The organism is Chryseobacterium sp. KCF3-3 (assembly GCF_045865955.1).
Taxonomy (GTDB): domain Bacteria; phylum Bacteroidota; class Bacteroidia; order Flavobacteriales; family Weeksellaceae; genus Chryseobacterium.
In genome coordinates, this window is record NZ_AP035792.1 from 2,096,071 (window position 1) to 2,117,589 (window position 21,519).

The 21,519-nt window shown below is 36.4% G+C and carries 18 protein-coding genes; 8 read left to right on the forward strand and 10 right to left on the reverse strand.

Features of this window, described 5'->3' with window-relative positions; genetic code table 11:
• The first annotated feature begins 268 nt into the window (after positions 1–268).
• Positions 269–1,306: a quinone-dependent dihydroorotate dehydrogenase gene (locus tag ACKTTZ_RS09395; protein ID WP_407848506.1), complete on the forward strand. Its 1,038-nt coding sequence runs from the start codon at positions 269–271 to the stop codon at positions 1,304–1,306.
• Positions 1,307–1,341: 35 nt separating this feature from the next.
• Here the strand turns inward: ACKTTZ_RS09395 and ACKTTZ_RS09400 are convergent, their stop codons facing one another.
• Together ACKTTZ_RS09400 and ACKTTZ_RS09405 are read right to left on the reverse strand one after the other, a co-directional pair.
• A complete protein-coding gene (locus ACKTTZ_RS09400; RefSeq protein WP_034691646.1) occupies positions 1,342–2,232 on the reverse strand; it encodes a hypothetical protein in 891 nt (296 codons plus the stop codon).
• A gap of 29 nt (positions 2,233–2,261) precedes the next feature.
• Complete coding sequence (locus ACKTTZ_RS09405) at positions 2,262–3,506, reverse strand: DUF445 domain-containing protein (RefSeq protein WP_034691643.1); 1,245 nt, start codon at positions 3,504–3,506, stop codon at positions 2,262–2,264.
• A gap of 142 nt (positions 3,507–3,648) precedes the next feature.
• Between ACKTTZ_RS09405 and msrB the strand changes: the two genes are divergently transcribed.
• Together msrB and ACKTTZ_RS09415 are read left to right on the forward strand one after the other, a co-directional pair.
• Entirely contained in the window at positions 3,649–4,095 is a 447-nt protein-coding gene (gene msrB / locus ACKTTZ_RS09410) for a peptide-methionine (R)-S-oxide reductase MsrB (RefSeq protein ID WP_407849146.1), read from the forward strand.
• 127 nt (positions 4,096–4,222) lie between these two features.
• Positions 4,223–4,978 carry a murein L,D-transpeptidase catalytic domain family protein gene (locus ACKTTZ_RS09415; RefSeq protein ID WP_407848509.1) on the forward strand — a complete coding sequence of 252 codons (756 nt, stop codon included), beginning with the start codon at positions 4,223–4,225 and terminating at the stop codon, positions 4,976–4,978.
• A 46-nt stretch (positions 4,979–5,024) separates the two neighbouring features.
• Here the strand turns inward: ACKTTZ_RS09415 and ACKTTZ_RS09420 are convergent, their stop codons facing one another.
• The 8 genes from ACKTTZ_RS09420 to ACKTTZ_RS09455 form a co-directional block, all read right to left on the reverse strand.
• Positions 5,025–6,149: a TlpA family protein disulfide reductase gene (locus tag ACKTTZ_RS09420; RefSeq protein WP_407848511.1), complete on the reverse strand. Its 1,125-nt coding sequence runs from the start codon at positions 6,147–6,149 to the stop codon at positions 5,025–5,027.
• Between the two features lie 176 nt (positions 6,150–6,325).
• Complete coding sequence (gene fabF, locus ACKTTZ_RS09425) at positions 6,326–7,567, reverse strand: beta-ketoacyl-ACP synthase II (RefSeq protein ID WP_034691632.1); 1,242 nt, start codon at positions 7,565–7,567, stop codon at positions 6,326–6,328.
• Between the two features lie 2 nt (positions 7,568–7,569).
• On the reverse strand, positions 7,570–7,995 hold the full coding sequence (locus ACKTTZ_RS09430; RefSeq protein ID WP_034691630.1) for a PaaI family thioesterase: 426 nt from the start codon (positions 7,993–7,995) through the stop codon (positions 7,570–7,572).
• A gap of 9 nt (positions 7,996–8,004) precedes the next feature.
• The gene (locus tag ACKTTZ_RS09435) at positions 8,005–9,273 is read right to left on the reverse strand and encodes an acetyl-CoA C-acetyltransferase (RefSeq protein WP_034691628.1); all 1,269 of its coding nucleotides are present in this window, start codon (positions 9,271–9,273) and stop codon (positions 8,005–8,007) included.
• A gap of 10 nt (positions 9,274–9,283) precedes the next feature.
• Positions 9,284–9,889, reverse strand: a complete 606-nt coding sequence (locus ACKTTZ_RS09440) for a TetR/AcrR family transcriptional regulator (RefSeq protein ID WP_407848513.1) — start codon at positions 9,887–9,889, stop codon at positions 9,284–9,286.
• 379 nt (positions 9,890–10,268) lie between these two features.
• Positions 10,269–11,300 carry an IS110 family transposase gene (locus ACKTTZ_RS09445; protein WP_407846091.1) on the reverse strand — a complete coding sequence of 344 codons (1,032 nt, stop codon included), beginning with the start codon at positions 11,298–11,300 and terminating at the stop codon, positions 10,269–10,271.
• 292 nt (positions 11,301–11,592) lie between these two features.
• Positions 11,593–12,012 (reverse strand): OsmC family protein, encoded by a 420-nt coding sequence (locus ACKTTZ_RS09450; protein WP_002982623.1) that lies wholly within the window; start codon positions 12,010–12,012, stop codon positions 11,593–11,595.
• A gap of 89 nt (positions 12,013–12,101) precedes the next feature.
• The gene (locus ACKTTZ_RS09455) at positions 12,102–12,968 is read right to left on the reverse strand and encodes an AraC family transcriptional regulator (RefSeq protein WP_034691626.1); all 867 of its coding nucleotides are present in this window, start codon (positions 12,966–12,968) and stop codon (positions 12,102–12,104) included.
• Between the two features lie 201 nt (positions 12,969–13,169).
• Here ACKTTZ_RS09455 and ACKTTZ_RS09460 point away from each other — a divergent pair, with 201 nt between their 5' ends.
• From ACKTTZ_RS09460 to ACKTTZ_RS09480, 5 genes are all read left to right on the forward strand, one after another.
• Complete coding sequence (locus ACKTTZ_RS09460; protein WP_407848516.1) at positions 13,170–14,048, forward strand: AraC family transcriptional regulator; 879 nt, start codon at positions 13,170–13,172, stop codon at positions 14,046–14,048.
• 387 nt (positions 14,049–14,435) lie between these two features.
• Entirely contained in the window at positions 14,436–17,396 is a 2,961-nt protein-coding gene (locus tag ACKTTZ_RS09465; RefSeq protein ID WP_407848518.1) for a SusC/RagA family TonB-linked outer membrane protein, read from the forward strand.
• 17 nt (positions 17,397–17,413) lie between these two features.
• A complete protein-coding gene (locus ACKTTZ_RS09470) occupies positions 17,414–19,039 on the forward strand; it encodes a SusD/RagB family nutrient-binding outer membrane lipoprotein (protein WP_034691621.1) in 1,626 nt (541 codons plus the stop codon).
• A 173-nt stretch (positions 19,040–19,212) separates the two neighbouring features.
• The gene (locus ACKTTZ_RS09475; protein ID WP_034691619.1) at positions 19,213–20,514 is read left to right on the forward strand and encodes an MFS transporter; all 1,302 of its coding nucleotides are present in this window, start codon (positions 19,213–19,215) and stop codon (positions 20,512–20,514) included.
• A 30-nt stretch (positions 20,515–20,544) separates the two neighbouring features.
• Positions 20,545–21,516, forward strand: coding sequence for a glycoside hydrolase family 130 protein (locus tag ACKTTZ_RS09480; protein ID WP_034691616.1), 972 nt, complete (start codon positions 20,545–20,547; stop codon positions 21,514–21,516).
• Positions 21,517–21,519 lie beyond the last annotated feature (3 nt).

Here is a 21,519-nt window from a genome sequence, read left to right on the forward strand (position 1 = left end):
ATGGTTTTTATTTCCGATCGCAAGGGCACTTCGTTCAGCAAGGATTTATAATGTGCACTTCGCTTAGTGAAGCGCCCTTGCGACCAAAAAATGTTTTCAGGATGGTGATATTTCTTTGCGATCGTAGCGTTAAAATAACTTACTCATTTGCAACGTACATAGATTTGTTTCCAGCTTATAGATACTGTAGATCAGATATTTTGATAAAATATCATAGGATAATCTGCGATTAATTTTAAAATGAGTAATTTTGTAAAACTTTTTTTCAATGTACAAATCGCTCATTCGTCCGATCCTTTTCAAATTTGATCCTGAAGAAGTTCATCATTTTACATTTTCAATGCTTAAAAATTTTGGATTTCTTACCAAACTGTTTTTACCAAAACCAATTGAAGACAAACGTCTGGAAAGAGAAGTTTTCGGATTGAAATTTAAAAATCCTGTAGGACTGGCTGCCGGTTTCGATAAAAATGCAGTGTTATTTAACGAATTGGGAGACCTTGGATTTGGATTTGTAGAAATCGGGACGGTAACTCCAAGAGCGCAGGCCGGAAATCCCAGGAAAAGATTGTTCCGTCTTATTGAAGATGGCGGAATCATCAACAGAATGGGATTCAACAATGATGGTCTTGAAGCAGCTATTGAAAAACTGAAATCCAATAAAGGGAAAATAATCATCGGTGGAAACATCGGGAAAAATACAGATACAAGCCCGGAAAATTATACCCAGGATTACTTAGACTGCTTTGAAGGTCTTCATCCTCATGTAGATTACTTTGTCCTGAATGTAAGCTGCCCGAATGTTGGAAGCCACGCCAAGCTGGAAGATGTAGACTATCTGAGAGAGCTGATTACAGAAGTGAAAAAAATAAACCAGTCAAAATCTGTACAGAAGCCTATACTGCTTAAAATTGCACCGGATCTGAATAACAATCAATTGGATGAAATCATTGAACTGATTGCAGAAACAAAAATTGATGGTATCGTAGTGTCCAATACTTCAGTGAACAGAGAAGGTCTGAAAACCTCTCCGGAAGTTTTAGAACAGATCGGAAATGGTGGATTAAGCGGAAAACCTATCCGTGAGAGAAGTACAAAAATGATCAAATACCTTGCTGATAAAAGCAACAGAGCATTCCCAATCATTGGAGTAGGAGGAATCCACTCTGCTAAAGATGCGATGGAGAAGTTAGATGCAGGAGCTACACTGGTTCAGTTGTACACAGGATTTATTTATGAAGGTCCGGAACTGATCAACGAAATCAATAAGGAACTTCTGAAAAGAGCAAGCAGATTACCAAGATAAAAATAGAGAAAGAGAGTTGAGATAACTCTCTTTTTTTATTTTGACTTTACTACGGATGCATTTTTTATATCTACGGTAAGTGTGTGAGCAGGAGTGCTTTCTGACTTGTTGATTTTATATTGTATAGTTTGTTTGTCTTTGGATCTTGTTTTGGTGACGTCATAGATACTTTCCCAGCAGCTTTCAATCAGGAATTCCTCATAGTTTTTATAATTCCAGTCTTTTGTGAAATAGAGAACCCTGTAACCTTTTTCTCCGTCGCTTGCCCCACATTGCCCACAGGCATTAAAATTTGATATTTGCTCAAAATAAAGCAAAACCCTGTTTCCATTTTCTCCTGAAGAATAGGAAATCAGTTCATTTCCGCCTGCTTTATTAATGAAATCATAGGTATTGATTTTTTTATTATTTGGTAAAAACAGATAATTGTTAAGACGGTAAATCATTGTATTGCCTGTAAACAATTTTGCAGGCTGGGATTTTTTGTCCAGATAAAAATGTCCGGGAATTGGATTATTTTTAAGAGTTGATTGATCAAATATAATAGTTTCCTTTGGTGTTAATTTTTGAGCTATTTCATCAGTCTTTTCTACTTTCTGAAGAGAAGTGATCTGTTCTTTCAAAAGTTTTGAATTCTGCTTTTGTTTCGCTCCAAAATTATACAGTGACAGACTTCCATAATAGTCATATATTCCGGTAAGTGGGATTTTCTTTTTGTATTTGTCATAATAATACCATCCATCCACATAATGCTGATACTGATCACAGTCTACAACACCTGTATAATTGAGTTGTATCGTAATAGGTACTCCATTGATCTCTCCCGTAAAAGTCTGTGAAGAATCTGTAACTTTCTTTAATTCAACTTTTTGCCCGAGAAAAAATGTAAGGAAAAAGAAAAAGAAGACACTGAAAATTTTTTTCATGGTTGAGTTATCGTGGATTTTAGTTTTTTTTAAATGAAGAAGTGCGCAATGGTGTAGATAATCAATCCTACCAGCCCGCCGACCAGCGTTCCGTTAACCCGGATAAACTGGAGATCTTTTCCTACTTCCAGTTCCAGTTTTTCGCTGAGTTCTTTTCCCTGCCAGTTTCCAACGGTAGTACTGATGAGGTTTCCGAATTGATGGGTGTTTTTCAGAATATATTTATAAGCCGTCACCCGAACCCAATGGTCAATTTTGTTCTGAAGGTTTTCGTCGGTTTTTAAATTCTGGGCAAACTCATTCAAATTTTTAGTAAGATAGTTTTTCAAAGCCGAGTTTTCCTCCTGAAGTTCTTTCATCAGCGTTTTTTTGATGGAAACCCAGATGTCATTAGAATATTCATCCAGTTTGTCATTTTTCAGAAGCCCGTTTTTGATGGTTTTAAACTCTTCATCCCATTTCGGATCTTCTTTCAGATCAACAGAGAATTCATGAATTTTCTGGGTAATCAAACCTCTTACTTCGTGTTGAGGATCTTCTTCTATTTCTTTAAAAAAATCAGAAAGTCCATCAGCAATTTTATCAGCAATTTTAGTATCTACAAAAGATGGAATGAATGAATAGCTTCCTTTCTTTACCCGTTCCTGGATCATTTCATCGTTTTCAATGATATAATCTTTGATCTGTTTCGAAAGATTGGTGATGATCCTCTGATGGTCATTTTTTTCCAGAATATAACCAATTCCGTTTCCTACCACTTTATTAAGTTTGATATCATCCGTCATTTCAGAAACCTTTTTGCTGATAAACTGGCTTACCGTAGAATCATCAAGCTTATTAAGAATATCAAGAACAATATCAGAAAGATTTTTAATCAAAATCTCCTGACTTTTTTCCTTTCCCAGCCATTCTCCCACAAAATTGGAAACTTTGAGCTTTTGGATGTAAGGACGTATATTCTGAGGAGAAAGAAAGTTACCCACCACAAAACTTCCAAGATTGTCTCCCAGTCTCTGTTTACTGTTTTCAATCAGGTTGGTATGGGGAATGGGAAGCCCTAGAGGATGACGGAACAATGCAGTTACCGCAAACCAGTCCGCAAGTGCACCTACCATTGCCGCTTCAGCAAAAGCCCGTACATAGCCAATCCAATGAGAGTTATTAGACTTCTGTAAAATAGTGGTAACAATGAAAATAACAGCCATCAGGACAAATAATCCGGTGGCAAATGCTTTATATTTTCTGAGTTGTTTTCTTTTTGCTTCGTCATTCATATTCTCAAATTTACTAAATTTGGTTATGAAACCATTCGTGGTTAAAGAATTAATATTTACTATGAAATTTTTAATTTCAATAACCCTATTAATTATTCTGCAGGCATGTACGCAGAAATACGAACCCATTAAAACCCTTCCTATGGAAAATACAGAAGCAAAAAACAATCCATACTATTCCAGAACCGATACTACCAAACTCAATGTTTCCAATGAAGAATGGAAAAAGCTCCTTACTCCTGATCTCTACGCGATCGCAAGAGAAGCGGCTACAGAAAGAGCTTTTACAGGAAAATATAATGAATTTGATGAGGTTGGTGAATATTATTGTGCTGTATGTGGAAATCATCTGTTCCGTTCTACATCAAAATTTTCCAGCAGCTGTGGCTGGCCGAGTTTCTTTGAAGCTGATAAAGAAGGAGTCTATTATGTAAGAGATCAGTCATATGGAATGGATAGGGTAGAAGTGCTTTGCAAAAGATGTGATTCCCATCTGGGACACGTTTTCGATGATGGTCCGAAGCCTACAGGATTGAGATATTGTATGAATTCTGTAAGCCTTGAATTTGTTCCGGATTCTCAAAAATAAGTGCTTTAATTCACAAAATCAGGACGTTAAAGTTTCTTAAATAGCGTTAAACTTTTTAGAGTTATAACCCTTTGGTAATTATGTTTTTATAATTTTGCCCCACTAATTTGGATTTATATAGTATTGAATGAAAGGATTTTATAGCGTATTAGGCCTTGTTTACATGGTGACGACTTCATTCTACATTTCCCCAAAAGTGGTGGCGAAAAGTGAGAATGTAACAACAACGAAAACTGAAAAAGTAGCTGAAACGAAATCTGAGAAGGGCGCAACAGCCATATCTTCATCAGAAGCACTATACCAATCTATTGCCTTTGACCCGGAACATGAACTGAACTATGAAGTATTCTCAAAAGCATTGACTGGTTATGAAAATTTAAAAAAAGCAGGATTGCTTACCCAGGATTCGCATTTATTAACAATCTGCGATTTTTCTATGTCTTCTAACACTAAAAGACTTTGGATCATTGACCTGGAAGACAAAAAAGTTCTGTTCAACTCATTAGTAGCACACGGAAAGAATACCGGCGAAGAATTTGCGACGAATTTTTCTAACAGGGAAAGTTCGCTGCAGAGTAGCCTGGGATTTTATATCACGGATGCTACCTATCAGGGTGATAACGGATACTCTCTGAAATTATTGGGAATGGATAAGGGCTTTAATGATGCTGCATACAGAAGAGCAATTGTAATGCATGGTGCGGATTATGTAAGTGATGCATTTGCTGCGATGCACAAAAGAATTGGAAGAAGCTGGGGTTGCCCTGCCGTCCCAAGAGAACTCACACAGTCTATAATCAACACGATTAAAGGAAAAAACTGTCTGTTCATTTATTATCCCGATCAGAATTATCTTTCTTCCTCAGAATGGTTGAAAGCATAAAAACAAAAGCAGTCATTTTTTTGACTGCTTTTTTCTTTTGAAGAAATTATTGTAGATATTCTTTAATAATTGTTCTTGCTTCCTCAATGCCATTGCTGATTCGGGCAATTATTTTTCCGTTTTCATCAATGATAAAATGAATAGGATAATTGGTTGCATTCACTTTCTTTTGGAACTCTTTATTTACATCAAAGAAATTAATCCAATTCGCATTGTTTTTCTTTAAAATATTCTTGGCAACCTCCATTCTATTAGGTTTTTGCTCATCTGTAATTGTAATAAAATTTACATTTTGATCTTTATATTCATTATACAGTTTCACAATTTCAGGCATTCCTTTTATGCAGGGAGCACAAGTGGTTGACCAATAATCAATAAAGGTTAATTTATACTTCTTAAAGTCTTCAGACGTTAATTTATTCTGCTTGTCAAAATAAATATCGGGTATTTTTTGCCCGATGGAGGTAGATTGTTCTGCTTTTAAACGAGCTTCAACACCTTTGTATAATTTGTTTTGCTTAAATTTTGCAGAAAATAAATTCAAATTTTCCAAGTAAGCAGGATGGTAATCGTTAAGAGTATAATCATTCACAATTTCCCATAATGCAACATACGAATTTGGATTTTTCCTGATATATTCTCCTAAAAATTCCTGTTTCTTGTCCATATTGATCAAACTGTCAAGCTGGTAGTGACTTTTTGATTTTATATAAAACGGTTCTAATGATGTTTGTAAAGCCTTATATTCTTTGTTCGTTGGGGAATCTATATTAAGTTCTACATTATTGATGTCTTTGGGTAAATCAATTTTATATTTTCCTTTTTCTAAAAAAAATACTTTGGTACTATTGGCTGCTTCACCCTTCTTTCCCATATAACCAAAAGCTACTGGTTGAGGGTACTCTATAAAACCATTGACAATATTTTTCTTTTGAATTTTAAAATAATAAATGGAATGAGCCATCCTGATCTTTTTTCCAAAATCAGAAATATTGTTGTTCGTTTGTATTTTGAAGGTATAAAGGTCCCCAAATCCTTTTCTCGTCGATGGTGCTCCCAACATGAGGCTGTCATTAATGTATGAATCTGAACGGAGATCAATTTCAAAATTATTCTGAGAATAAATACAATTTGAAATGAGCATTAATGATGCATAGAAAAGTTTCTTCATAAAATATTTTGTAGGGAAACTAACTTACAAAAACTTTCATACATAAAAAATCCCTGTGCTTTAAAAACACAGGGATTGTCAATATTTTATTAAAGATCTTCCTACATTTTGTCCTTAGGACTAAGCAAGATTAGTAAATTTCAGAAATAAGAATCACTAGTAATGTATTTTAAAAATTAAGAAAATTTCTTAAAAATTAAAGTGGCATTATGACCTCCAAATCCAAAAGCATTACTTAAAGCATACGTAATATCTTTTTCTTTTGCTTCTCCAAAGACGATATTGATATCCTGAGGAATATTCTCATCAATACTGTGAAGATTGATTGTTGGAGGAATAATTCCATTCTGAATAGCTTTGATGGAAAGAATGGCTTCCACTGCTCCGGCAGCACCCAACAGGTGACCAGTCATTGATTTCGTTGCACTGATATCAAGGTTTTTGCTTCCTTTAAATAATTTATTAATTCCGTTCAGTTCAACCAGATCTCCCAGTGGAGTAGACGTAGCATGTGGATTAATATAATCAATATCATCTACATTGATTTCTGCTTCATTAAGAGCCAATTGCATTGCTTTGATGGCTCCAACACCATCAGGATGAGGTGCTGTCATATGATAGGCATCTGCTGTCATTGCTGCACCCACCAGTTCTGCATAGATTTTTGCTCCTCTTGCTTTGGCGTGCTCATATTCTTCCAGGATCAGAGTTCCCGAACCTTCACCCATTACAAAACCGTCTCTGTCTGCATCATAAGGACGGCTTGCTGTTGCAAAATCATCATTTCTTGTAGACATGGCTTTCATAATAGAAAATCCTCCGATAGAAGCAGGAGAAATGGCCGCTTCAGAGCCACCGCTCACAATTACTTTTGCTTTTCCAAGACGAATATAATTGAAGGCATCCATTAATGCCGTATTTCCGGTGGCACAAGCAGAAACAGTTGTATAATTGATTCCCTGAAGACCATATTTCATAGAAATCATTCCTGATGCCATGTTAGCAATAAATTTCGGTACAAAGAAAGGATTGAATCTTGGAGTTCCGTCCCCAGCTGCAAAATTCATGACCTCACTTTCGAAAGTCCACATTCCGCCCTGTCCTGTTCCCCAGATCACACCAATGTCAAATGGATCCATGTTTTCCAGCTCAAGCCCTGAATCTTTTAAAGCTTCTGCTGTGGAATACATGGCATATTGTGAAAATAAATCACTCCTTTTAATTTCGTTGTGGGTTAAATGTACTTTTGGATCAAAATTTTTAACTTCACAAGCAAAATGTACTTTAAACTTTTCTGTGTCAAAATGGGTGATTTTGTTTGCTCCACTCACTCCATTGATGCTGTTTTGCCAAAATTCTTCGACATTATTTCCCAAAGGCGTCACTGCGCCAAGACCTGTAATGACAACTCTTTTCATACTTAGTTATTGATTTTGAATAAATTCGAGGTTCCTCTCGCTATTAGGCGGGTCTTATCTGCATTCCATATTTCGCACTGAGCGTTTACAAACTGCTTTCCTCTTTTAATGATTTTAGTTTCGGCTACAATATTATCATTTTCTTTTGCAGTTGAAAAATAATCTATGACATTATTTATAGTGGTAATGAAAGAATTTTCATTTAAAGAAAACATGGTAGCACCAATGATATCGTCTATAATGGCAGCGGTAACTCCACCGTGAAGGTTTCCAATCGGGTTCAGCCATTCCGGTCTTATGGTATATTGAAATTCCAGTTGTCCTTCTTCTACAGAAAGAACAATAGGATTAAGCCATTTCATAAATGGAGACGGAGACTGGTCAAATTCTTTTCCGATGAATTGTTTTAATTGTGCTAATCTATCCATATTTAATTTTTACTTTTCTAAAATCATGGTTACTCCCTGTCCACGGGCTGCACAGATGGATATAAATCCTTTTCCGCTGCCTTTTTCATGAAGAAGTTTTGCCAGTGTTGCGATAATTCTTCCTCCTGTTGCGGCAAACGGATGTGCTGCTGCAAGGCTTCCTCCTTTTACATTCAGTTTGCTTCTGTCAATTTTCCCCAGAGCTTTTTCCAATCCGAATTTTTTGGCAAGTTCCTCATTTTCCCAGATTTTGATGGTGGCTAAAACTTGTGCGGCAAATGCTTCGTGAATTTCGTAATAATCAAAGTCTGACAAACTCATGCCTGCTTTTTTAAGCATTCTCTCTGCTGCAAAAACAGGAGCAAGAAGTAAATCCTGTTTATTTTCTACATATTCTATTCCCGCCAATTCAGAAAAACTGATATAGGCTAAAACAGGAAGGTTATTGGCTTTCGCCCATTCTTCACTGGCCAGTAAAACTGCGGAAGCACCATCCGTAAATGGTGTTGAATTTCCTGCCGTTAAAGTTCCATTCTGTTTATCAAAAGCGGGTTTCAACTGTGAAAGCTTCTCAATACTACTATCGCGTCTCAGGTTATTATCTTTATCTAGACCAAAGGCCGGAGTAATCATATCATCAAAAAATCCTTCATCATAAGCTTTTGCCATATTTTGGTGGCTTTTTAAAGCGAGTTCATCCTGCTCTTCTCTGGAAATTTTGTAATATTTGGCGGTAATTTCTGTATGTTCACCCATTACCAGACCGGTTTTAGGTTCCTGTCCTTTATAAGGAATTGGCATCCAGTCTTTCAGTCTTGGGCTTAACAGTTGTTTTAATTTTCCAAACGCTGATTTTTCTTTATTCGCTTGTAAAAGAGCTTTTCTTAATCTGGGTGAAGATTCAAACGGGATGTTACTCATCGCTTCCACTCCGCAGGCAATACCACAATCTATCTGCCCCAGGGCAATTTTATTTCCGATATAAATAGCAGCTTCAATTCCTGTATCACATGCCTGTTGAAGATCACAAGCAGGTGTTGCAGGGTCAAGAGTGGTATTCATCACCGTTTCTCTGATGAGGTTACTCTCAGAAATGTGTTTAATGACTGCGCCACCCGCAACTTCTCCAAGTCGTTTTCCTTTTAAATGATAACGATCTATTAATCCGTTGAGAGAAGCAAGAAGAAGATCCTGATTACCCTGCTCTGAATAAGCGGTATTCATTCTGGCAAAAGGAATTCTGTTGTATCCTACAATAGCCACTTTTTTTGTTTCCATATTGTATAATTTATGATGGAAGAATATTGAGTTCATGATCAATCATGTGGCTGACTTTATCTAAAGCGTGGTTTAGAAAACTTTGGTCACCCATTGTTTTTGAAAGCAGAATTCCACCTTCAATAAGCATGATGAATAGGGAAGCATATTGCTCAGCATTGACTTTTTTATCAATTTCACCTTTATTTTGTCCTTCAACAATGGCATTTGATATTTTTGTCATCCATTGTTCAAAAGATTTTCTAACCTGTGTTTTTAAGGCAGGAAAAGAATCATCAGCTTCGGTTGCGGCATTCATTAAGGGGCAGCCGCCGTTGGCAAAGACAAACTTCCAGTTTTTCCGGTAAAAATCTACAAAAGCATGCAGTTTATCCAGTGAAGTTGGATACTCATCACCAAAAGAACGACTAAGTGTCTTGCTCAATAATCCGGAATTGTATTTGTAAACTTCAATTGCTACTTCATCTTTGTTTTCAAAATTTCCATAGATGCTGCCTTTTGTCAGGCCGGTTGCCTGAGTAATGTCGGACAGCGATGTAGAAATATAACCCTTGGTATTAAAAAGGGTTGCTGTTTTCTCAATGATATGCTGTTTTGTTTTTTCTGCCTTCGACATTATAAATGTTTAATTCTGATGCAAATATACAAAATTATACCATTCGGTATATTTTATTAGAGAAGAATAATTAATTTGAATGTTTTGGGTTTAAGTTTTGGCTAAAACCACTGGAATTGTTTTTAAAAAGAAAAGAGGCCGTCTTAAAAGTGTCATTCTGAACACAGGCTGAAGGTCTGCGAACGTAGTTCAACAATGTAGTGAAGAATCTCATATGTTTGTTATCGAAGAGATTCTTCCTTCGTCAGAATGACAAAAGCCCAATCATTTGGCTTTTGAGATTCTGTGTTAATATCCAAGAAAAAAAAATATTTTTTATAAATTTGTACTTTAAGGCTGTTTTATACAAGCCTGCTTAGGGTAATCTTCAGGGGTTACCCTAACTTTCTTTTATTGGAGTAAGATTTAGATGGTATTTGGGATTGTATTGTTGTTGAGTTTTGTAGAGTATAAATGCCAGTTCCAATAATTTTCTTTGTACAGCTACCGCAGCTTTCATTTTGATTCCATGTTTATTGACCAACCTAACGAAAATATTTTTATAATGCTGCTCATGTCTTATTGCTGCGAGTGCAGGTAAATGTATGGCTTTACGCAGATACCTGTTGCCTCGTTTGGAGATTACCGGTTTACCATTGATTGATATACCTGATTGTTTTTCTTTGATGTCTAATCCTGCATAACTTACTAATTGTTTTTTGTTTCTAATTGTTTCAAAACCATTGGTTTCAGCTAATATTATTGCTGCAGTAAGTAAACCTATTCCAGGAATAGATTTTATTGTATTTACGGCATCAATAAGCTTAGAATTAGATTTTATAACTTCCCTTATTTCTTTTTGTATTTCTACTTCCTGATCATTCAATATGGTAATACGATATTGCATTCTTTTGATAGAGTGACTATTGGGAGTTGATTCAGTTTGCTCGGCATGAAGTTGACTTTTGATCATTGTACGCTCTTGTACTAACTGGTCTCTTTCTCTGGTAAGTTGCTTTAGCGTTTTATAAACCGGATCAGGGCTCTTCCATAGTTCTGTATTACGCTCTAAACCAAATAAAGTGATAGCCTCTGAGGATGTTCTGTCAGTGATGGTTTTTACCTCCAGACTTCTAAAGTAGTTGCTGATTTTATTGGGAAGGATAATGCTGATGTTACAATATTTTCCTTCTAAAAAATAAGCCAATTTTTCGTGATAAACGCCCGTAGCTTCCATAATATAATGAACGCTCACATCAGTATCCTTGTGTTTTTCAACCCATTGATATAATTTTGCTAATCCTTGGGAGGTATTACGAAAATTGCCATAAAGATAAAGTTGTTTTTCAAGATTACTAAAGAGTTTCCCAAAACATACTACGAGTTCTTTACTACCTACATCAATACCTACTACTTGTTTAAGTGTTTGCATACTAACTGTATTTATTAAAATTTAAGTATATAGTATAGCTTCCCGTAGACTTGTCTCCTAATGGATATTGAAGCTGGTTAAATCACCGCCTTACATTCTGTTCTGTCTTAGGAAGCGAAAGAACAGAAGGCTATTTCTCAAAATCAGTATACTATACTTTAAGTTACTAAGACAGCCTTTAGCTCTTCTGATCTTCACTATTATTCTAGCAAATGTATAAATTAAAAACTCCTACATCTGACTTTGCAAACATAGGAGACAGCCTCTTTCTATGATATAAATGCCTGGAATCTTAGTTCTCTAAAGTAGCATTCAATGTGATTTCAAAGTTGAAAGCTGCGCTTACAGGGCATCCTTCTTCAGCAATCTTCGCAAATTTCTGGAATTCTTCTTCTGAGATTCCCGGAACTTTAGCGGTAAGAGTCAGTTCAGATTTTGTAATCTTTCCGATGTTTGGGTCAAGAGTGATTACAGAAGTTGTTTTTAATTCTTCAGGATTGTAACCTGCCTGTGATAATTCTGCATCCAGTTTCATCGTGAAGCATCCTGCATGGGCTGCTGCCAGTAATTCTTCAGGGTTTGTACCTACACCATCTGCAAAACGGCTGTTGAAAGAATATTGAGTCTGGTTTAACGTTGTACTCTGAGTAGTTAAATGTCCTTTTCCTTCTTTAATGGTACCGTTCCAAACGGCTGTTGCGTTACGTCTCATAATGTTTGTTTTTGTATTTAGTATTGTTGTTTGATTTTGATGTTACAAAGGTATATCTGTAGCGAGGATTATTCAATAGATAAAATGACTTAAATATTGTACTTTTTTCCCGAAGTGTAATCTTTTTTGAAATTTGCAGGTGTGCTTCCTGTTTTGTTGGTGAAAAGACGGTTGAAATAAGCCGGATCTTCATAGCCGAGATCGTAAGCAATTTCTTTGACAGGTTTATCCGTATAAAACAGCAATCTTTTAGCTTCTAATAAAATTCTGTTGATGATAAACTGATTGGGTGAGTCCAGATTTAAATTTTTAAATTTATGAGTTAAGGTTTTTGGAGCTATATGAAGCAGCTCAGCATATTCTGCTACATTATGCTTCTCTCTGAAATGAATTTCCAGATGTCTGCTGAAATCTCTGAAAATATCAAGTTCACTGCCAGGTATTCTGAGCGTGTCATTATCCAGATTTTGTTTCTTCCACTTTCGGGTAGCCCGGATGATGATCTGTTTTACATAGGTTCTGATCATTTCCTCTGCGGAAGAATCTTTCCATTCAAGTTCATCCTGAATATTCTGGAACAAACTTTTTATAAGAGATGTTTCAGAATCATCAAGCTCTACGAAAGGAATTTCAAATACATTATGAAAGAGAAGGCCGTCGCAAGCCACTTCTTTATCATGGATCTGAATACAGTAAAAATCCCGGTTGTAGAAAAGAAGGATAGATTCATCTTTCCCTTTTTGGATACTTAAATTTTGGTTGGTGAGAAAGAAAAGTGAAGGTTTCTTGGTTGTATAATGATTAAAATCTACCGTAAGTTCATATCCTGAAGAAATAAAAAATACTTTAATATCTGCAGAGAACCGATTCCCGTTGAAATTCTCCAGATTTTCTTCTGAAAATATTTCCAGTCCGAGTCTTTTATAGTGATCTTCAAAAATAAGCTGTTGCGGCATCCTTTAACTTTAGTTTAAAGATACAAAAAAGCACGATTTGAGCTGTATTAAATTATTGAACCTATGATTTCTTATGTTTGATCTATAAAATTGAAATAAAATAAATCGGAAATATGTTTTTACATTGATATTATTTTATCATTTTTACAAAGATTTGTACTAAGACCTGTATTACTAAACCCTTTTTTCAAAACTGCCTGTATGAGCGAATTAGAAAATATTCTGAGAGAAATAACTCCACTATCTCCTGAGGATAGTTTTCTCGTATTTGACAGGATTAAAGCTTCCTTCGACTTTCCGTACCACTATCATCCGGAAATTGAGATCAACTTTATCTACAAAGGAAAAGGGTATAGAAGAATGATTGGAGATCATACCGGAGAGATCGGAAATATAGAGTTGGTGCTGGTAGGACCTAATTTACCACACTGCTGGGCAAATTACAGATGTAAGAACAGAAAGACCCACGAAATCACCATACAATTTAATCAGGATTTCTTCCATCAGTCCTTAATGGAAAAAAATATTCTGAAACCTATCAATAATCTGATGAAAGACTCCATCAGAGGAATTCTTTTTTCTACAGAAACGGCTGAGAAACTAAAAGATTCGTTTCTCAATCTTTCCAAGATGAACAGTTTTGAATCTTTTATAGAAATTATGAAAATTCTGAATGAATTGGCTGTAGCAGAAAATAAAACACTTTTATCTTCATATAGTATTGAGTTTGAGTCCTTTGCGGATAATGATAAAATGAAAGTTGTTCATGATTTTGTGCATAAAAATTTTGAGAACAAAATAACGCTGGATAATGTAGCATCATTGGTGAATATGAGTAATGTGACGTTTAACAGATTTATCAAAAAAAGAACAGGGAAAACTTTTGTTAATTATCTTAATGAAATAAGAATCAGTTATGCTGCACGCTGGTTGATGGAAAAGAATCTTACTGTTTTTGAAATTGCCTTTGAAGCAGGTTTTAATAATATTGCAAACTTTAACAAGGTATTTAAGTCCATTAAAAAGACAACTCCAACTGAATTTAAAGAGCAGTTTAAAGGAGTTAAAAAGATTGAATAATACGTATTAAAAACTTACTTTTTTCTTTTTTGTACCTTACCTATTGCACTAAAATTGTGCATAGAAATCTACTTTTATTTTGTCAAAATACTTGAATAAATCCCCTTTTTTTAATTGTTGGGGAAGTGTCGTATTTTATTGATATTTAGAGTGTTAATTGCTTTTAAATTTGATTGCTGAAAAAATAATATCGTTTTATGATAAAATAGTATTATATCAGACTGGCAACAAAATTTAGATTTGTGAATGTGAATTAAATCTTAACAAAACTTTAAATTATTTAATACATAAACAGCAAAATTTTGCTGAAAAAACAATAATTTTTTTTGTATTAAAAAATAAAGTAATGTCACTGATTCTCAATTAAATCTAACGAATCTATACCTTATGAGAAAAGCAGTTATACCCGTTCTGTTCGTTTTTTCACTTACTGCGAATGCACAGGAGAAAAAAGCGGCCGACACTACGAAGACAACCAGTATTGAGGAGGTCGTGGTCACCTCTTTGGGGATAAAAAGGCAGGCCCGCTCTTTGACGTATTCCAGTCAGCAGATTGGTGGAGATGAGCTTACAGAAGTGAAAACTCCCAATCTATTAAATTCGATCAATGGAAAAGTTTCCAACGTACAGATCAACAGAACCAATGGTGTAGGTAGCTCCGTAAGGGTGATCATGAGAGGGAATAAGTCTGTAAACAATGCTCAACCACTGTATGTAATTGATGGAATTCCTATTATCAATGGAACAGGAAAATCTGCAGATATCGGACAGTATTCCAATATGCCGGATCCTGGAGATGTACTGAGCTCCATCAATCCTGATGATATTGAAAGCATCAACTTTCTGAAAGGAGCTTCTGCTTCTGCGCTGTATGGTTCTGCCGGAGGGAATGGTGCTATTTTGATTACGACTAAAAAAGGACGTGCCGGGAAAAGTTCAATTACTTACAGCTCCAGCCTTACAGTAGACAGAGCGTACAGCCTTCCGAAACTGCAGCACAGTTATCTGTCTTATGACCCTTCTGTATCAGGATCACAACCGGGACAGGCAGTAGACAGCTGGGGAGCAAAAGGATCTTCAAAGGATTATCTTAAAGATTTTCTTCAGACAGGAACGACATGGGTAAACAGTCTTTCTTTCCAGTCAGGAAATGAAAGATCAACAAGTTATTTCTCTATCGGTAATACGACCAACAAAGGAGTGGTTCCTATGTCTTATTTTGATCAGTACAATGTTTCTTTCAGAAATTCAAGTAAGTTTTTGGATGATAAACTGACATTAGATGCCAACTTCATCGGGTCATTACAGGAAAGTAAGAACAGACAGACTCCGGGAGCATCTTTTTCTCCTTTGACGAGTTTATATTGGTTGCCAAGAGGAGTAGATTTTGATCAGTATGGAGGGGATAATTACTCTTATCTGGATAAAACGAGATTTTTACCAGCTCAAAACTGGTGGGAAGTAAATCCTGACGGAAGCTTCAAAGGAAATCCGGTGACACAGAATCCTTACTGGATCTTAAACAGAAATCCAGTTACAGTAAGTAACAAAAATACATACGGAGCCCTTTCCTTATCTTACCAGATCAATCCTTGGTTAACGGCAAGAGTAAGAGGAAACTACAGCTGGAATATTTCAGACAGCCAGCGTGATATTGCTGCTTTCTCAGCACCTAGCTTACTAGCCAACGGTACTAATGGAAGAATGCTTAAAAATACATATGAAAATTCTTCTACTTACGGAGATGTTCTATTAATTGGTAGTCCTAAAATAAGTGAATCTATTTCATTGGATTTTACTGTAGGAGGAAGTATCAATACTACCAGAAATAAAATAGGACAAATTGATAATGCTTATCTGGCTAATCCAAATCTTTTCACTTTGAATAACCTTCAGTGGAATGTAAACAGAGCGCCTGGAGATGGATATCATAATACCTATACAAATATGAAAAAACAGGTACAGTCTGTTTTTGCAAGTGCTTCCGTAGGATATAAAAATATGTTCTATGTAGATATGACTTTCAGAAACGACTGGGATTCTACTTTAGCATTAACAGGAAGAACCGGGTTTGATTATGAATCTGTAGGAGCAAACGCTATATTGTCTTCTATTTTCAAACTTCCTGAAGGGATTAATTTCTGGAAAGTAAGAGGATCTTATGCAACGGTTGGTTTGGGGTTACCTACCAATATTACCAATGCAATGGTTGAATATAGCAAAGGGTATGTTTATGGAGTAGATGCAGGAACCATTGTATATCCTAAGAGTTCTTTTGCTACTGGAGCAGGTTTTGAGGCTTTGCTTCCAAAGCCGGAACTTAACAAAACATTTGAAGCCGGAACTGAGTTGAGAATGTTAGGTAACAAATTAAATTTTGATATTACTTATTATAACTCAAATACGAGCAACCAATTACTGGAAACAACAATTCCTTCCTATTTAGGAGGATTAGCTCCAGGATCATACTACATCAATGCAGGAAAAATCCGAAATACAGGTTTTGAATCCTCACTATCCTACAAGATTTTTGATTCGTCAAAATTTGGATGGACGGCTACTTTGAATGCATCGGCAAATAAAAATAAGATTGTTGAATTATTACCAACAAGTATCAATGTTTCCAAAGACCTGACTTTTTCACTAACAGGTGGTGGTGATTATACAAGATTAAAACTGGGAGGTTCTTTTGGAGATCTTTACGGAATCAAATTTAAAAGAGATGATCAGGGGCGTATTCTTGTGAATGAAAAAGGTGTTCCTTTGGCAGAAAGTACTCCTTCTTATTTGGGTAATCCGAACCCTAAGTTTATCATGGGATTCAATAACTCCTTTACTATTGGTAAACTGGGAATCTCTTTCCTTATTGATGGTAAATTCGGAGGTAAAGTATTATCTCTTACAGAAAAAGCCAATGATTTATATGGAGTAAGCCAAACCACTGCTGATGCAAGAGATGCCGGAGGTGTATCTATTCCAAATGCAGTGTACGCACCAGGAACTCCAAATGCAGGACAGGCATATACAGGGTTGACGAATGCAAAAGATTATTATAAAGCAGTAGGAACAACCGAAGGATTCGGGAAAGGAGTTGATGAAGCTTATTTATATAGTGCCACAACAATCCGTTTACGCCAGGCATCTGTTTCATATATGTTTGATGTCAACTCAAAATATCTGAAAAATGCAACGGTAAGTTTAGTAGGAACCAATTTATTTTTCTTCTACAAAAAAGCACCGTTTGATCCTGAACAGGTATCAGGAAATACACCTGGTGGGGTAGGAGTAGATTCTTTCGGTCTGCCGGTTACCAGATCTATCGGATTATCTTTAAAAGCTAACTTCTAACTTTTACAATTAAGACAATGAAAATCAATACTATTAAAACATTGGTGTTTGGAGCTGCAGTACTGTTTTCTGCTTCGGGATGTACCAATGACTTTGACCAATATAATCAGGAAAAATTAGGTGGACCTGAAAATTTTTATGCAGATTTTATTGCTGTTGTGAACCCTATGAAATCTATCCAGAGAGGGCTGCAGGCAGATTATCAGCTGTATCCTAACCTGAGTGCAGATATGTACAGCGGAATGTTCAGTACAGCAACACCATTTAACGGAGGAGTAAATAATCTTACTTACTCGATGATGGATGGATGGAACAACAGAATTATTGCCAGACAACAAGATATCTTCAATTATTCTATTATTATTGATAATGCTGCTAAGGGGAACTATCCGGGGGTAGATTTTACCGGAACACTTGCTGTGAAAAAGATTTTGAAAGTCATTACAGCAGCAAGAGTTTCAGACAGCCACGGTCCTGTAGTTTACAGCAAATATGAAAAACCAAACCCTAACGGAGTTACGGATTTTGATTCTCAACAGGAAGCTTACAATTATTTTATTGCTGATCTTACCGCAGCCATTACAGATTTACAGAAAGTAATTGCCATGTCAGCAACACAGAATGTTGAAGATAAAACTTCACTGAAAAGTGCAGACTTAGTGTATGGAGGAAATATGGCTCAATGGGCAAAATTTGCCAATTCACTAAAGCTGAGACTAGCTATGAGAATGAGTTATGCTGATGCTGCGAAATCTAAACAATATGCAGAAGAGGCTTTGGCTTCATCTGCAGGTTTAATTACTGACAATGCAGATAATGCGTTGATCAGTGTAGGACAGTCAGAATTGAGTTTTATCATTTACTCATGGGGAGATTGTTTAATCGGAGCTCCTTTGATGGCTTATATGAATGGATATAACGATCCAAGACTTTCTGCATATGCTATTCCGGCATCAGATGCTAGCCTACAAGGAAAATATATAGGAGTACGCCAGGGAATTGATTTATTAAATGGTAAATCAACTTATGGAGGATTCTCACAGCCTCAGGCAAAATCTGCCAGCGGAGATTATTTTTCCGGGACTGATGGTAAAATGAAATTATTTACTGCTGCAGAAACATGGTTCCTGAAAGCAGAAGCTGCCTTGAGAGGTTATGCCGGAGCAGGTGATATTCAAGCCAACTATACTACCGGAGTTCAGCAGTCTTTTGGAGAATGGGGGAAAAGTGCAAGTGTTGCAACATATCTTGCCGATACCACTTCTACAGAAGCTCCTTATGTAGATCCGAAAAATGCAGATAATAACATCGGTTTAGGACATCCTCAGCTAAGTACCATTACTATTGCATGGAATAACGGGGATACCAACGAAAGAAAGCTGGAAAGAATCATTACTCAAAAATGGCTTTCTCTTTATCCAAACGGGCCAGAAGCGTGGGCTGAGCAGAGAAGAACAGGATATCCGATTCTTTTCAAAGTAAGAAAAAATGACAGTGGCGGAGCCATCAGTACAGAAGCAATGATCAGAAGAATTCCTTTCACCATTGATACCAAAACGTCATTATACAATTATCAGCAGGCTGCTCAAATGCTGAACGGTCCTGACACCGGAGGTACAAAACTTTGGTGGGATAAGAAATAAAAAATATTCAGAATCACTCATTAATAAAGAGGCATCTCAACATCAGATTTTTATTTGATACATTCATTGAAGCGGGAGAATAGAGTAGAATCTCCAAAAAATTTATAGTTTCGTTTTTTAGCCTGAATGAATGTTTGAGATGTTCTCTTTTATTTAGAATCTTATTTTTAAATATGGGAAAAAACAACTCCGGAACCCGTCGGATTCAGCCAATTCTTTGGATTTCCACATTATATTTTGCAATGGGAGTGCCCTTTGTAACCATTAATGCGGTTTCAGGAATCATGTATAAAGATATGGGTGTTTCGGACTCGCAGATCACTTTCTGGACTGCCCTTATCATGTTCTCCTGGACATTAAAACCTCTTTGGAGCCCGTTTCTGGAGATCTATAAAACAAAAAAATTCTTCGTTGTTTTTACTCAGTTTGCGATAGGAATTCTGTTTGCATTAGTGGCCTTAAGTCTGCCAATGCATGATTTTTTCAAATACAGTATTGCACTTTTTGCAGTAGTTGCATTTTGTGGAGCTACCCACGATGTGGTAGCAGACGGAACGTATATTGGGTTTCTTACCAATAAAGAGCAGGCAAAATATATCGGCTGGCAGGGTGCTTTTTATAACCTGGCGAAGATTATCAGCAGTGGTGCACTCGTTTATTTTGCAGGAATTTTAGAAAAGACAAAAGGCGTTACCCATGCCTGGATGATCATTATGGTAATCTATGCATTACTCTTTTTTGTATTGGCTATTTATCACTATTTCATTCTGCCGAAAGAAAATAAAGAAGAACAGAAAGACGAAAAGACTGCCGGAAATGTTCGTCAGGAACTATTGGAAGTCATTACCTCTTTCTTCACCAAAAAGAAAATTCTGTGGTGTATCCTTTTCATTATACTATATCGTTTTGCAGAAGGATTTGCCATCAAGATTGCACCTTTATTTTTTAAAGCTCCAAGAACGTCAGGAGGATTAGGATTATCTACTTCAGATATCGGACTTATTTATGGAACATATGGTTCGGCAGCATTCATCTTAGGATCCGTACTGGCAGGGTATTTTATCTCAGCCCGCGGATTGAAAAGATCTTTGATATGGCTATGTTGCGCATTCAATATTCCTTTTGTGGTTTATGCATTATTAGCGCACTATCAGCCGGCAGATCTTTTACCGGTTGGAGTTGCCGTGGTCGTGGAATATTTCGGTTACGGATTTGGTTTTGTAGGGTTAATGCTCTACATGATGCAGCAGATTGCTCCCGGAAAACACAAAACTGCCCATTACGCATTTGCAACAGGAATTATGAATCTTGGAGTAATGATTCCCGGAATGTTCAGTGGAATGATCAGTGACTGGATCGGGTACAAAATGTTCTTTATCTGGGTGTTAATCGCTACCATTCCTGCATTTTTGGTCACTTTATTTGTTCCTTTTCCTCATCCGGAAAATCAGAAAGAACAACAAATCAATTCATAATAATTAAAAATAAAAAGTAAAAAATACTTTATGACAGCTCAATCAGTAATGATCCCTTGGCAGGATCGCCCGGAAGGTTGCAATGATATCATGTGGAGGTTTTCCGAAAACCCGATCATTAACAGATACGCGATACCAACATCCAACAGTATATTCAACAGTGCCGTGATTCCTTTTGAGGACGGATTTGCCGGAGTCTTCCGTTGTGACAACAAGGCAGTACAGATGAATATTTTTGCTGGTTTCAGTAAAGATGGAATCAATTGGGACATCAATCATGACCCTATTGAAATGCAGGCAGGAAATACGGATATGATTGAATCCGATTACAAATACGATCCCCGCGTAACCTTTATTGAAGACCGCTATTGGATCACTTGGTGCAACGGATACAATGGTCCTACCATCGGAATTGGATATACTTTTGATTTTAAAGAATTTTTTCAGTGTGAAAATGCCTTTCTTCCATTCAACAGAAACGGAGTGTTGTTCCCTGAAAAAATCAATGGTAAATACGCCATGTTGAGCCGTCCGAGTGATAACGGACATACGCCTTTCGGTGACATTTATATCAGCTATAGCCCTGATATGAAATACTGGGGTGAACACCGTTGCGTGATGAAAGTGACTCCTTTTGAAGACAGTGCGTGGCAGTGTACAAAAATCGGAGGTGGGCCGGTTCCTATCAAAACAGAAGAAGGATGGCTGCTTTTCTATCATGGAGTGATCAATACCTGCAGAGGATTCAGATATTCAATGGGAGCCGCTTTGCTTGATCTTGAAGATCCTACAAAAGTATTGTACAGAACGAAACCTTATCTGTTGGCGCCAGCAGAATTGTATGAAATGACAGGAGATGTACCGAATGTGGTTTTCCCTTGTGCAGCATTAACTGAGGGAGACAAAGTAACAGTATATTACGGAGCTGCTGATACCGTAGTTGCAATTGCTTTTGGATACATCTCAGAAATCATTGATTTTATGAAAAAGAATTCAATTTAATAC

What these genes read in the sequence shown, in the direction of transcription:
- ACKTTZ_RS09465 (WP_407848518.1), top strand. Translation starts at nt 14,436, where the DNA reads ATGAGAAAAGCAGTTATACCCGTTCTGTTCGTTTTTTCACTTACTGCG.
- ACKTTZ_RS09450 (WP_002982623.1), bottom strand. Translation starts at nt 12,012, where the DNA reads ATGAGACGTAACGCAACAGCCGTTTGGAACGGTACCATTAAAGAAGGA.
- ACKTTZ_RS09435 (WP_034691628.1), bottom strand. Translation starts at nt 9,273, where the DNA reads ATGGAAACAAAAAAAGTGGCTATTGTAGGATACAACAGAATTCCTTTT.
- ACKTTZ_RS09475 (WP_034691619.1), top strand. Translation starts at nt 19,213, where the DNA reads ATGGGAAAAAACAACTCCGGAACCCGTCGGATTCAGCCAATTCTTTGG.
- ACKTTZ_RS09460 (WP_407848516.1), top strand. Translation starts at nt 13,170, where the DNA reads ATGAGCGAATTAGAAAATATTCTGAGAGAAATAACTCCACTATCTCCT.
- ACKTTZ_RS09445 (WP_407846091.1), bottom strand. Translation starts at nt 11,300, where the DNA reads ATGCAAACACTTAAACAAGTAGTAGGTATTGATGTAGGTAGTAAAGAA.
- ACKTTZ_RS09400 (WP_034691646.1), bottom strand. Translation starts at nt 2,232, where the DNA reads ATGAAAAAAATTTTCAGTGTCTTCTTTTTCTTTTTCCTTACATTTTTT.
- ACKTTZ_RS09455 (WP_034691626.1), bottom strand. Translation starts at nt 12,968, where the DNA reads ATGCCGCAACAGCTTATTTTTGAAGATCACTATAAAAGACTCGGACTG.
- ACKTTZ_RS09415 (WP_407848509.1), top strand. Translation starts at nt 4,223, where the DNA reads ATGAAAGGATTTTATAGCGTATTAGGCCTTGTTTACATGGTGACGACT.
- ACKTTZ_RS09405 (WP_034691643.1), bottom strand. Translation starts at nt 3,506, where the DNA reads ATGAATGACGAAGCAAAAAGAAAACAACTCAGAAAATATAAAGCATTT.
- ACKTTZ_RS09395 (WP_407848506.1), top strand. Translation starts at nt 269, where the DNA reads ATGTACAAATCGCTCATTCGTCCGATCCTTTTCAAATTTGATCCTGAA.
- ACKTTZ_RS09420 (WP_407848511.1), bottom strand. Translation starts at nt 6,149, where the DNA reads ATGAAGAAACTTTTCTATGCATCATTAATGCTCATTTCAAATTGTATT.
- ACKTTZ_RS09470 (WP_034691621.1), top strand. Translation starts at nt 17,414, where the DNA reads ATGAAAATCAATACTATTAAAACATTGGTGTTTGGAGCTGCAGTACTG.
- msrB (WP_407849146.1), top strand. Translation starts at nt 3,649, where the DNA reads ATGGAAAATACAGAAGCAAAAAACAATCCATACTATTCCAGAACCGAT.
- ACKTTZ_RS09440 (WP_407848513.1), bottom strand. Translation starts at nt 9,889, where the DNA reads ATGTCGAAGGCAGAAAAAACAAAACAGCATATCATTGAGAAAACAGCA.
- ACKTTZ_RS09480 (WP_034691616.1), top strand. Translation starts at nt 20,545, where the DNA reads ATGACAGCTCAATCAGTAATGATCCCTTGGCAGGATCGCCCGGAAGGT.
- fabF (WP_034691632.1), bottom strand. Translation starts at nt 7,567, where the DNA reads ATGAAAAGAGTTGTCATTACAGGTCTTGGCGCAGTGACGCCTTTGGGA.
- ACKTTZ_RS09430 (WP_034691630.1), bottom strand. Translation starts at nt 7,995, where the DNA reads ATGGATAGATTAGCACAATTAAAACAATTCATCGGAAAAGAATTTGAC.